We start from the raw sequence: 12,556 nt of genomic DNA on the forward strand, positions 1-12,556 counted from the left end.
GCGGCGGTTCAGCTGGATCCGACGGACGCATGATGGGCACTGAGCGGGCAGATGCGTGGAAAGTGCGGACGCAGCAGGCCGACGAGCTGGTCCATGCCCGGAACGGCATGGCCAAATTCGTCCCATCGCGCATTGACCAGGCCGGACACCATGATCTGCCCGGTGTCGATGCGGGTCATGGCCCAATAGGGAACCGCACGCGCGCTGATGGCCATGTCCAGTACCGGCACGACGGCAGCATGCGAGCGACTGTCATGGATGCGGCGCTTGACCGCCTCCAGGCCGTCGGGCGGACCTTCGACGTACTGGAAAAACCGATGCCCGTCGACGAGCAGCGCTCCGGTAACGTCCACGCGACGGTTGAACGTGGCAGAGCGGGAGACGATCTGCCGGAGCATTTCATCGGAAAGCCCAGCCGACATGTGGCTGGAGTAGGCAAATGCGTGGAGCATGGAAGGGGCTTCTTGTGACGCCCGTCACTATACGTGGGGCGCCATAGCCTGCCGTGAGCCTTTCCTCACGCATCATCGGGAGTGATGCGTTGGATCAGCAGCCCACCAACCGATCCGCGCCAATTCCGCCGCGATGCTGGCTGCGGTATTGGGTAGGACTGGCGTCCACCTGGCCGCGGAAGTGCCGGCGGAACGACTCCTGCGAACCAAAGCCGGCCTGCTCGGCAATCCACTGCAGCGGCCGGTCGGTGGTTTCCAGCAGCTCGCGGGCGAATGCCACGCGCTCGCGGATCAGCCAGTCGATGGGTGACAGGCCGGTGGCTTCCAGGAACTGCCGCTGCAGCGTGCGCTGGCTGAGCGCGGCCTGCTCGGCAAGACTGCCCAGCGAGTGCGGCTCGCGCAGGTTGCGGCGCATCCATTCCATCAGTTTTGCCAGACGCGAGGGCTCGCCATTGGGAATGGCCCGGCTGACACGCTGGCTGCGTTCGGCATCACGCCATGGCGCCAGCACCAGCCGTTCGGCCACCAGATTGGCCACGCGCGCGCCGTAATCCTTGCGCACCATGTGCAGCATCATGTCCATGCCGGTGGCCGAGCCGGCCGAGGTGATGACGTTGCCGGTATCGACGTACAGCACGTCTTCGCGCACATCGATGCGCGGAAAGTCGCGTGCCAGCGCTTCGGTGAGGCGCCAGTGGGTGGTGGCCGGGCGGCCATCGAGCAGCCCGGCCCAGGCCAGCACGAAGGCGCCAGAGCAGATCGAGGCGATGCGTGCGCCACGGGCGTGGGCGCGGATGAGTGCATCGAGCAGTGCCTGCGGCGGGCGTTCGCTGGGTTCGCGCCATCCGGGAATGACGATGATGTCGGCGTCATCAACAGTGCTGAGATCGTAGGGCAGCTGCACCTGTACATTGCCGAGCATGCGCAGTGCACCGGGTTCACCCGCGCACAGCTGGGTGCGGTACCAGGCCACGCCGAGCTCGGGCCTTATCGGCGCGAACAGGCCCACCGCACAGCCGAATTCGAACAGCCCCTGGCCGTGGCAGGCGACGATGGTGACGAGCGGCGCGGTGGGATCGGCGGGTGGGCTGGGCATGGCTTGATGCTACGGGTGGAGATGCGTGGCGCTGCGTGGTGCGCGGGCATGAGGTGATGCCTGCCAGACATATGGAGCGGTCGCTCCCCTCTTGTAGAGCCGAGCCCACGCTCGGCTCAATACCGGCAGGGGGGATGCATCTGACGCCGTCGCGTAGAGCAGCCGAGCGTGGGCTCGGCTCTACAGACAGCAGTGCACCGGCAATGCCGCCTAACCTCATTACCAGCGGTCATGTGGGTGGCCGGATGTTACGGCTGGGTGACGCGATCGCGCCTGTCGCGGTGGGTGAACAGGCCCTTGAATGGAAGCGTGTTTCCGGCCCACTCCCACGAGTCCCCATGCCTGCCGCCCATGCCCCTGTGCTGAACACTCTCGCCGTCCTGATCGCCAGCGTTCTGGCTGCATCGCCTGGCCATGCGGCTGACGCCGATGCAGATCCTGCTGCCACCGCCGCGACGGCCAACGTGGCAGCGTCCACGCTGGATGCGGTGGTGGTGACCGGCTCGCGCACCAGCACGCGTACGGTGAAGAACAGCTCCACGCCGATCGATGTGATCTCGGCCGAAGACCTCACCGCCACCGGCCAGGCCAACCTGCTGGAAGCACTGCAACGCGCGCTGCCGTCGCTCAGCCAGATCGGTGGCTACCAGAGCGACCAGGAGAGCCTGATCCGTGGCTACCAGCTGCGCAATCTCTCGCCGGGCTACACGCTGGTGCTGGTGAACGGCAAGCGCCGCAATGCCAGTGCCTATGTGAGCGGGGCCAACGGCGGCGGTTTCCCCGGCCATGCCTGGGCAGACCTGGCGTTGATTCCAGTCTCGGCGATCGACCACGTGGAAGTGCTGCGTGATGGCGCGTCGGCCATCTATGGTTCGGACGCGATCACCGGCGTGGTCAACGTGATCCTGAAATCGCAGGCGCACGGTGGCGAGCTCGCCGTGGAAAGCGGGCAGAGCATTGATGGCGATGGCTCGCGCACCAGCGTGCGTGCCAACGTGGGCCTGCCGTGGGGCGCCGATGGCTTCGTCAACCTGTCCGGTGAGACCACGCGGCAGCACCACGCGATCCGTACCCGCCGTTACATCGATGGCTATCTGAGCTATCCGGCGGTGGATGCCAACGGCAATCTGGTCGCGCTGCGACCGAACAACCGGTTGCCGACCGGCGCATCGCCGAACCCGGCCGAGGCCAACCGCGATGCCGAGGCCAACACCATCCTCAGTTCGCCATCGTATGCGCTGAAGGCGTTTGCGGTGAACGTGGGCCATGGCCTGGGCGAGAGCGCCCAGTTCTACGCCAATGCCACCGCCAGTGATCGAACCGCGCAGGCGATCCAGAATTTCCGCCTGCCGGCGACCATCTTCACCACCTACAAGGCGCCGGGTGTGCTGAGCGTGTTTCCCGATGGCTTCCTGCCGGTGCTGGAAACCAAGGAGAAGCAGTACACCGGCACCGCGGGTGTCAAAGGCCAGATCGCGGGCTGGGATTACGACGCCAGCCTGACCGGCAATCGCAGCACGGTACGCACCTATACCCGCAACTCGGTGAACTACTCGCTGCCGTACCCCGGTTCGCCCACTGATTTCTATGATGGCAAGCTGGACTACCAGCAGGGCATCGCCAACCTCGACCTGCGCCGTGGCTTCGAGGTGGCGGCATTCGCTTCGCCGCTGGAAGTGAGCGCAGGTGCCGAGTACCAGCATGAACAGTACGAGCGTGGGGCGGGGCAGTGGGAGTCGTACACCGGCTTTGGTGCTGCAGCGTTCGTCGGCTATTCCACTGCGGACGCGGTGAAGGCCACCCGCAACAGCAAGGCGGTGTACGTGGGTGCGGCCGCCAACATCACCTCACGCTGGTATCTGGATGCGGCCGCGCGCTGGGAAGACCATTCCGACTTCGGCAGTGTCTCGACCGGCCGCCTGACCACCCGCTTCGATTTCACCGATGCGCTGGGTGTGCGCGCTACGGTCAGCAACGGCTTCCATGCGCCCAGCCTGGGCGCGCAGTTCTACCAGGCCACCGGCAGCTGCCCGTGCGGTACCACGCTGGTGGCGCAGGTGTCTTCGCCGGCGGCGGTCGCACTGGGTGCCACACCGCTGAAGCCGGAGAAGGCGACCAACTACAGCCTCGGCGTGACCTGGGATCCGAGCCCGGCCTTCCACCTGGCCGTGGATGCGTACCAGATCGATATCCGTGGCCAGCTCGGGCAGTCCAGCCAGATCGGCTACAACGCACAGGATCCGACGCGCATCACCGACAACAGCGGCACGGTGCTGAGCGCAGCGCAGAAGAACACCATCGATGCACTGCTGGGGTCGGCCGGCATCAGCATCCTGCCGGGTGATGCGTTCTATGCCAGCTACTTCACCAACGTGGGCAATACCCGTACCCGTGGCGTCGAGCTGACCCTGGAAGCGAACCAGGAAACCGCGTGGGGCAAGCTACGCTGGAGCTACGCGGCCAACGTCGGCCGCACCACGATCCGGAAGATCAGTGATACTCCGCCGGCGCTGCAGGGGCTGCCCAACATCAACCTGTTGACCAAGTCCAGCGAGTACGCGCTGCGCTTCCGCACGCCCAGCTACACCCAGGTGGCGGGCTTGGGCTGGCAGAACGGGCGCTGGCGCTCGAATGTCGACTTCACCTACTACGGCCCGATCAAGCGCCTGAACAACGGCGTGGAGTACAAGCAGCCGCCGGTGCTGGTGACCAATCTCTCCGGTGCGGTGGAACTGGGTGCGGGCTGGAGCGCGGCGCTGGGCATCAACAACGTGTTCGACAAGCGCACGCGCAAGGTGCCGGCGTACGCGCGCAGTGCCACCGATGTGGCGAGCATCGAGACGACGTGGGATTCGGGCGACGTGCTGAGCCGGATCGGGGCGTTCTGGTACGGGCGGATCAGTTACCGGTTCTGATGTGGAGCAGCCGAGCATGGCTCGGCTCTACAAAGGCGAATGCAGCCGAGCATGGCTCGGCTCTTCAGAACGCGAAAGGCGGCCGGACGGGGTTCGGCATCATCGAGGAGCAGTTCATGTCTTCTGCATTGAGGGTGGTTGCAGTGGTGGGGTCACCGAGCAGCTCGGCGACGTCGCGTACGTTGCTACTGGTGCGGCATCTGTTGGCGTCGTTGCAGCAGCGGGTGCACGCCAGCGTGGAGCTGGTGGAGCTGGCGCCGATCGCGCGCTCAGTGGGGCAGTCGCTGTCGCGCGATGAAGTGGAGCCGGCGGTGGAACAGGCGCTGCAGGCCATCGAGACCGCTGAACTGCTGGTGGTGGCCGCGCCGGTGCATCGCGGTTCGTATCCGGGGCTGTTCAAGCACCTGGTCGACTTCATCGGGCTGGAGGCGCTGGTGGATACACCGGTGCTACTGGCGGCGACCGGTGGCAGCGAGCGCCATGCACTGGTGATCGACCATCAGCTGCGGCCGTTGTTCAGTTTCCTGCAGGCGCACACGCTGCCGATCGGGGTGTATGCCACGCCGGCCGACTTTGATGGCGAGCACCTCAACAGTGCAGCGTTGCAGGCCCGCATCGCGCTGGCGACCGAGCGGGCGGCCGGGCATCTGGCTACGCAGGCGCTGGCGGTAGCGGCGCCGCTGCGACGCATCGCCTGATGCCATAACCGGCGGCGCTTTGCATATGGCCAAGGCGCATCTGCGTGGCCGGATCCGACCGCCGATTGTCGCCTGGCATCGCCACCGCAAGCACCGGCATCCCTAGCATCGAAATCGAAGCGGCATCGCATTGCCGGCCCTGATGAGGACACTCCCGTGGCGTTGGACGCAGCAAGCAAACCCATCCTGTTCCTGCTCGACCGCGAGTTCGAGGACGGACAGATTCCCGGCCAGCGCTTCTTCTGCCGGCACAGCCTGTTGCTGGAAGGGGCGCTGTCGAGCATCGACGGCCTCGACGCGCAGCTGGACGTACGTCGCATCGGTTTCGCGCGGCCACGCCGCGAGGTGATCGCCGAGATCGGCGAGCAGGACCAGTCGTTGCCCAAGCTGGTGCTGCCGCAGGGCGTGCGCAGCGAGCTGGCCAGTGGCGCGCATCAGGACCGCCAGTACATCTCCGGTGCCGAGCCGATCCTGGCTGCGCTGAACGGATTGCTTGGCATTCCCGTGGCCCACCCCTGAGCGAGGACACGACCTTGAGCTATCTGATCAGCGTCTTGGACAAGAGCCCGGTGGCTGAAGGCGCCTCGCCAGAGCAGGCGCTGCGCAACAGCCTGCAGTTGGCGCAGCGTGCCGAGCAGCTGGGCTATCACCGGTACTGGTTTGCCGAGCATCATGCCGCGCCGGCGCTTGCCAGCCCGGCGCCGGAAGTGCTGGCCGCCTGGGTGCTGGCACAGACCCGTCGCATCCGCATCGGCAGTGGCGGGGTGATGCTGCGCCACTATGCGCCGTACAAGGTGGCCGAGAGCTTCAACCTGCTGGCGGCGTTGGCACCGGGGCGCGTGGATCTGGGCGTGGGCAAGGCGCCCGGTGGCCTGCCAGCATCGACCGCCGCGCTGGCGGCGGGACGCCCGGCATTCGCCGATTTCGACCAGCAGCTGCGCGACCTGGAGGGCTATCTGTCCGGTGCCGCAACCGAGGCGCTGGCGCGTCCGATTCCACAGCAGGCGCCGGAGCGCTTCCTGCTCGGTGCCAGCCCGCAGAGTGCGCAGCAGGCGGCCGAGCTCGGCTGGCGCTTCGTGTATGCCGCGCACTTTGATGGCGACCCGAAACACATCGAGGCCGCGTTCGACGCCTACCGCGGTGTCTCCACGCAACCGCCGTTGCTGGCCACGGTGGCCTTCGCCGCGCCGACTGCCGAAGCAGCCGCACGCCATATCGGCGCGCTGCGCGTCTACAAGCTGCATCTTGGCCCGGGGCAGACGGTGAACCTGCCCAGCCCCGAGGCGGCTGCCGAGTATGCACGCCAGGTAGGTGTGGCGGACTTCCGCATCGAGGAAACACGGCCAAGCGTGCTGTCCGGCGATGCGCAACAGGTACGCGGCGAACTGGATGCGCTGCACCGACGCTTCGGCGTGGGTGAATTCATCCTCGACGCGCCGGTGGCCGATCTCGACGCACGCCTGACATCCCTCGAACTGCTGTCGCCCGCGCCGCGCGCGGCGGTGGCCTGACCTGCAGGAGCGTTCCCCAATGAGCACGACCCCGCGCCACATTCCGTTCGGCATCATGCTGCAGGGCCCCGGCAGCCACATGCATGCCTGGAAGCATCCGTCCAATCCGGCTGATGCCAGCGTCAACCTGCAGTTCTACATCGACATCGCGCGCACGGCCGAGGACAACGGCATCGCCTTCGGCTTCGTGGCCGACGGCCTGTACATCAACGAGAAGTCGATCCCGCACTTCCTCAACCGCTTCGAGCCGATCTCGCTGCTGTCGGCGCTGGCCACGGCAACGAAGAAGATCGGCCTGGCCGGGACGCTGTCGACCTCCTACAGCGATCCGTTCACCGTGGCCCGCCAGTTCGCCTCGCTGGATCTGCTCAGCGGCGGCCGCGCCGGCTGGAACGTGGTGACCTCGCCGTTGGAGGGTTCGGGCCGCAACTATGGCCGGCCGCATCCGGAGCACGCGCTGCGCTACCAGATCGCCGATGAGTACCTGGACGTCGTGCAGGGGCTGTGGGATTCGTGGGACGACGACGCCTTCGTGCGCGAGCGCGACAGCGGTACGTTCTTCGCGCCGGAAAAGTTCCGCCGCCTCGACCACAAGGGCCGCTTCTTCCAGGTGGAAGGGCCGCTCAACATCCAGCGTTCGCCACAGGGCCAGCCGGTGATCTTCCAGGCCGGTTCGTCCGACGACGGCATCGCGCTGGCCGGCAAGTATGCCGACGCGGTGTTCACTCATTCGCCGTCGCTGGAAGGAACCCGCGCGTTCACCCAGAAGGTGAAGAACTCGGCGATCGCGCATGGCCGCAGCGGCAATGACGTGAAGATCTTCCCGGGTATCGGCCCCATCGTCGGCCGTACTGCCGAGGAGGCTGAAGCCAAGTACCAGGCGATCGCTGCACTGGCCACGCTGGAGGATGCGCTGGCGTACCTGGGGCGCTTCTTCGATCACCATGATTTCAGCCAGTACGATCCGGACGCGCCCTTCCCGGAGTTGGGTGACATCGGCAGCAACTCGTTCCGTTCCACCACCGATCGCATCAAGCAGGATGCGCGAGAAAAGGGGCTGAGCCTGCGCCAGGTGGCACTGGAAGCAGTGAGCCCACGGCCGAACTTCATCGGCACACCGGAGCACGTGGCCGATGAGCTGATCCGCTGGTTCGATGCCGGTGCCAGCGATGGCTTCATTCTCGGCTTCGCCGCGCAGCGCGAGGGCCTGGACGATTTCGTGACCCAGGTGCTGCCGATCCTGCAGGCGCGCGGCTACCACCAGCGCGAGCTGGAAGGACAGACCCTGCGCGAGCATCTGGGTCTGCCGTACAAGGCCAGCCGCCATGCGACCGACGCCGAACCGGCGCGGAAGGTGGGGTAGGGCGATGAGCGGAGAAACTGCGGTAGCGCCGGGCCACGCCCGGCGGAATTCCCCAACCAGCGGCATAGTGCCGGAGATCGCGGCACGCGCCGAGGCGGCCATCGCGATTCGTCATGATCTGCACCGGCACCCGGAGCTGGCCTTCGAGGAGCATCGCACCAGTGCCCGCGTGGCCGAGCTGTTGCAGCAATGGGGCTATGAGGTCACCACCGGCCTCGGCGGCACCGGCGTAGTCGGCACGCTGCAGCGCGGGCAGGGAAGCCGTCGCCTGGGCCTGCGTGCCGACATCGATGCGCTGCCGATCCGCGAGGACTCCGGCCTGGCCTACGCCAGCCAGACCGAGGGCCTGATGCATGCCTGCGGCCACGACGGGCATACCGCGATCCTGCTGTCCGCTGCGCACTATCTGGCCCATCACGGCAATATCGACGGCACCCTGCAGCTGGTGTTCCAGCCTGCGGAAGAAACCGGTTCGGGTGCATCGAAGATGCTTGCCGAGGGCCTGTTCGAGCGCTTCCCGGTGGATGCGATCTATGGGCTGCACAACTGGCCCGGCGTACCCGTCGGCCACTTCGGCTTCGTCGATGGCCCGGCGATGGCGTCGGTGGACTGGGCGCGGCTGAAAGTGATCGGCAAGGGCGGCCACGGTGCCGAGCCGCAGGGCAGCGTGGATCCGATCCTGGCGGCAGCGCACATCGTCACCGCGCTGCAGAGCGTGGTGTCGCGCAATGTCGATCCGCGGCAGATGGGCGTGGTCACCGTCGGTTCGATCCACGGCGGGCAGGCCGCCAATGTGATTCCAGACGTGGTTGAGCTGAAGCTGACCGTGCGCGCATACCTGCCGGAAGTGCGCGACACCCTGCGGCGCCGGGTCACCGAGATTGCCGAACAGACCGCCGCCGCGTTCGGCGCGCGCGCCGAGATCGAATTCCCACGCGGCTTCCCGAGCGTGATCAACCACCCGCAGCAGACCGCTTACATCCGCGAGGTGGCTGTGCAGGGCTTCGGTGCCGGACAGGTCGTACCGGAATTCGCGCCGCGCACCGCAAGCGAGGATTTCGCGTTCCTGCTGCAGGCACGACCGGGCAGCTTCGTGTTCGTCGGCAACGGCGACAGCGCGCCGCTGCACAGCCCGCGCTATGTGTTCAACGACGCCGCCATTGCACCCGCTGCCAGCCTGTGGGCGCGGCTGGCCGAAGACTACCTGGTGAAGGATGCGACATGAGCAGCGACGAACGCTTCCTCTATACCTCGGTGGATGATCCGCTGGCGCGGCCCCTGTTCGACGGCCTGGAACAAGAGTACGACCGCCGCTACGCCGACGTGCGCCGACGCATCGGTGGCAGCGCTCGCGAGGAGCTGCAGCGCTACCCGGCGCAGGCCTTTGCTGCCCCGGTAGGTGCCTTCGTGCTGCTGCTGCGCGACGGTGTGGCGATCTCTGGCGGCGCCTTCATGCCGCACCGCGATCCAGACACCGCCGAATTCAAGCGCATCTGGACGCTGCCGGGGTTGCGACGCCAGGGCATCGCGCGGCGCGTGCTGCAGGAACTGGAAGAACAGGCGGCACGCCAAGGTTATCGGCGTGTGTTCCTGACCACCGGCTTCCGCCAGCCCGAAGCTGTCGGCCTGTACCTCAGCCATGGCTACACCGCGCTGTTCGATCTGGATGCAGATCCGGAAACCGTCGCGCACCTGCCCTTCGAGAAGCACCTGCGGGCGACGACGCCTGTCGTTACCCCTGCACAGGCACTGCTGAACGGAGCCCACGCATGAGCACACCGTCGACCGCGCTGGAGGGCATCGCCGCTCGTCCGGCGCCCGGACAGGCACTGAAGATCGTGCCGGCCCGGCATCCGCTGCAGGTCTTCGGCACGGTGCTGGCACTGGCGCTGATCCTGATCGGGCTGCAGTCCGTGCTGGGCAATCCGCGCTGGGGTTGGGGCACCTTCGCCGAGTGGTTCTTCGCGCGCCCGGTGCTTGAGGGCCTGGGCCGCACGCTGCTGCTGACCGCGCTCGGTACTGGCCTCGGTTTCGCGCTGGGCACCTTGCTGGCGTTGGCCCGCGTCTCCGGTTCGCCGCTGCTGTCGGCGGTGTCGTGGGGCTACGTGTGGCTGTTCCGCTCGATCCCGCTGCTGGTGCTGTTGCTGCTGCTGAACAATCTGGGCTACCTGTACAGCACCATCGAGCTGGGCGTGCCGTTCACCGGCATCAACCTGTTCTCGTACCCGACCACGCAGCTGATCGGTGTGTTCACTGCCGCGGTGCTGGGCCTGACCCTGAACCAGGCCGCGTTCTCGGCCGAAGTGATCCGGGGCGGCATCCTGTCGGTTGACCACGGCCAGTACGAGGCCGCGGCCGCGCTGGGCCTGCCACGTGGCCGCCAGGTCCGCCGCATCATCCTGCCGCAGGCGATGCGCTCGATCCTGCCGGCCGCGTTCAACGATGTGATCGGCCTGGCCAAGAGCACTTCGGTGGTCTACGTGCTGGCGCTGCCGGAGCTGTTCTACACCGTGCAGGTGATCTACCGCCGTAACCTGGAAGTGGTGCCGCTGCTGATGGTGGCCACGGTCTGGTACCTGGTGATCCTGACCGTACTTTCACTGCTGCAACGGCGCGTGGAGCAGCGCTTCGCGCGCGGCCAACTGCAGCGCGAGCGCTCGGCATCGCGCGTGTCATCGCCGCGCGTGCAGAGTGATGCCGCACCGCGCGTGGTCAACCGCCCGCGCATCGCCGCGCAGGTGGATGCCGGCGAGGGCGCGGCGGTGTCGCTGCACGGCGTGGGCAAGGTGTTTGGCGACCAGCCGGTGCTGGAGGATGTGAACCTGGACCTGCGCGCCGGCAGCGTGACGGTGCTGATCGGCCCATCGGGCGCCGGCAAGTCCACGCTGCTGCGGCTGATCAACCACCTGGAGCGTGCCGACAGCGGCTACGTGACCGTCGGCGGCCAGTTGATCGGCTACCGCCGTGACGGTGAAACCCTGTACGAACTGCCCGAGCGTGAGATCCGCCGTCGGCGTGCCGAGGTGGGCATGGTGTTCCAGGGCTTCAATCTGTTCCCGCACCTGACCGCACTGGAGAACATCATCGAGGCACCGATCGCGGTGCGTGGCGTGCCACGTGCGCAGGCCGAACAACAGGCGCGCACGCTGCTGGAGCGGGTCGGCCTGGCCGACAAGGCCGATGCCTTCCCGCGCCAGCTGTCCGGTGGCCAGCAGCAGCGCATCGCGATTGCCCGCGCGCTGGCGCTGCAACCGAAGGTGCTGCTGTTCGACGAACCCACCTCTGCGCTGGACCCTGAACTGGTGGCCGAAGTGCTCAGTGTGATCGAGGAGCTGGCCCGCTCCGGCACCACGCTGGTGATCGTCACCCACGAGCTGAGCTTCGCCCGCCGCGTGGCCGACCACGTGGTGATGATGGACCAGGGCCGGGTGATCGAGCAGGGCACGCCCGACGCCGTGTTCGAGCAGCCGCGCCAGCAACGCACGGCCGATTTCCTGGCCAAGACCCTGTAACCCCGGAAGGAGCACCATGAGTCGTGCAGCATCGCGTCGTCCCTCGCGCAGCACCCTGTTGATCGTGGCGGTGCTGGTCATCGGCATTGCCGGTATCGTCTACTCGCGCGTGCGCCAGGCACCGGATGCAGGCACCGTGGCCGCGACCAGCCTGGCCGGCGCGAACACGGCCGTCCTGAAGGGCACCTTCGACCCGAAGGCGAAGGCATTGATCCCCGCCGGTTATCAGTTCGTCACCCCGGGTGCGTTTACCGTGGCCACCCATCCGGGGCAGCTGCCGCTGGCCGACTACGGCGCCGACAGCAAGGACGTGGTCGGCATCGAGCCGGACATCGCGCGGCTGATCGCCGATGCGTTGGGCCTGAAGCTGGTGATCGTGCCGGTTGCGTGGGCGGACTGGCCGCTGGGGCTGGAATCGGGCAAGTACGATGCGGTGCTGTCGAACGTTACGGTGACCGAAGAGCGCAAGAAGAAGTTCGACTTCTCCAGCTACCGCTACGATCTTCTGGGCATCTACACGCGCAGCGACGGGCCCATCCAGAAGATCGAAAAGCCCGCTGATGTGGCCGGGCTGAAGGTGGTGGTGGGTGCCAGCACCAACCAGGACCAGATCCTGCGGCAGTGGGACCGGCAGAACATTGCGGCCGGGCTGAAGCCGGTGCAGTACCAGTACTTCGACGACGCCGTGGTCGGCCGCTTGGCGGTGATCACTGGCCGCGCCGATGTCTCGTTCGAGCCCAATGCCACCGGCGCCTACTCGGCACGCGATGGCAAGGTGCGGCGCGTGGGCCTGTTCCCCGGTGGCTGGCCGAACGCTGCGGCGATCTCGGTGACCACGCGCAAGGGCAGCGGCCTGGCCGATGCGGTGACGCAGGCGTTGAACACCCAGATCGGCAGCGGCACCTATGCGCAGGCATTGGCGCGCTGGAACGTGGCCGAGGAGGCGGTGCCGCAATCGCAGACCAATCCGCCGGGGTTGCCGACGCTGCAATGACACCGGGCGTGGCCC

At 67.0% G+C, this 12,556-nt stretch carries 11 protein-coding genes; 9 read left to right on the top strand and 2 right to left on the bottom strand.

The features are described 5' to 3' along the window. Window positions 1-8: 8 nt before the first annotated feature. Window positions 9-452: a BLUF domain-containing protein gene (locus HMPREF3114_RS05645; protein ID WP_053498388.1), complete on the bottom strand. Its 444-nt coding sequence runs from the start codon at window positions 450-452 to the stop codon at window positions 9-11. A gap of 94 nt (window positions 453-546) precedes the next feature. Beyond that, window positions 547-1,548, bottom strand: coding sequence for a transcriptional regulator FtrA (ftrA, locus tag HMPREF3114_RS05650; RefSeq protein ID WP_053498386.1), 1,002 nt, complete (start codon window positions 1,546-1,548; stop codon window positions 547-549). Between the two features lie 338 nt (window positions 1,549-1,886). Here ftrA and HMPREF3114_RS05655 point away from each other — a divergent pair, with 338 nt between their 5' ends. From HMPREF3114_RS05655 to HMPREF3114_RS05695, 9 genes are all read left to right on the top strand, one after another. After that, complete coding sequence (locus HMPREF3114_RS05655; RefSeq protein ID WP_070489320.1) at window positions 1,887-4,463, top strand: TonB-dependent receptor plug domain-containing protein; 2,577 nt, start codon at window positions 1,887-1,889, stop codon at window positions 4,461-4,463. 116 nt (window positions 4,464-4,579) lie between these two features. Then, window positions 4,580-5,161, top strand: a complete 582-nt coding sequence (gene msuE / locus HMPREF3114_RS05660; protein ID WP_070489321.1) for an FMN reductase — start codon at window positions 4,580-4,582, stop codon at window positions 5,159-5,161. A gap of 156 nt (window positions 5,162-5,317) precedes the next feature. Beyond that, on the top strand, window positions 5,318-5,680 hold the full coding sequence (locus HMPREF3114_RS05665; RefSeq protein WP_065197036.1) for a DUF3088 family protein: 363 nt from the start codon (window positions 5,318-5,320) through the stop codon (window positions 5,678-5,680). 14 nt (window positions 5,681-5,694) lie between these two features. Next, a complete protein-coding gene (locus HMPREF3114_RS05670) occupies window positions 5,695-6,672 on the top strand; it encodes an MsnO8 family LLM class oxidoreductase (RefSeq protein WP_005416278.1) in 978 nt (325 codons plus the stop codon). 19 nt (window positions 6,673-6,691) lie between these two features. After that, the gene (locus HMPREF3114_RS05675) at window positions 6,692-8,035 is read left to right on the top strand and encodes an LLM class flavin-dependent oxidoreductase (protein ID WP_070489322.1); all 1,344 of its coding nucleotides are present in this window, start codon (window positions 6,692-6,694) and stop codon (window positions 8,033-8,035) included. A gap of 4 nt (window positions 8,036-8,039) precedes the next feature. Further along, window positions 8,040-9,260 (top strand): M20 aminoacylase family protein, encoded by a 1,221-nt coding sequence (locus tag HMPREF3114_RS05680; protein WP_083297571.1) that lies wholly within the window; start codon window positions 8,040-8,042, stop codon window positions 9,258-9,260. Further along, a complete protein-coding gene (locus tag HMPREF3114_RS05685; protein WP_070489324.1) occupies window positions 9,257-9,808 on the top strand; it encodes a GNAT family N-acetyltransferase in 552 nt (183 codons plus the stop codon). The genes HMPREF3114_RS05680 and HMPREF3114_RS05685 overlap by 4 nt, the downstream gene beginning before the upstream one ends. Next, on the top strand, window positions 9,805-11,547 hold the full coding sequence (locus HMPREF3114_RS21560) for an amino acid ABC transporter permease/ATP-binding protein (RefSeq protein ID WP_083297572.1): 1,743 nt from the start codon (window positions 9,805-9,807) through the stop codon (window positions 11,545-11,547). The genes HMPREF3114_RS05685 and HMPREF3114_RS21560 overlap by 4 nt, the downstream gene beginning before the upstream one ends. Before the next feature lie 16 nt (window positions 11,548-11,563). Then, window positions 11,564-12,541, top strand: a complete 978-nt coding sequence (locus HMPREF3114_RS05695) for an ABC transporter substrate-binding protein (RefSeq protein ID WP_053498372.1) — start codon at window positions 11,564-11,566, stop codon at window positions 12,539-12,541. Window positions 12,542-12,556 lie beyond the last annotated feature (15 nt).

Origin of the sequence: Stenotrophomonas sp. HMSC10F07 (assembly GCF_001807895.1) — a bacterium.
Lineage (GTDB): Bacteria > Pseudomonadota > Gammaproteobacteria > Xanthomonadales > Xanthomonadaceae > Stenotrophomonas > Stenotrophomonas sepilia.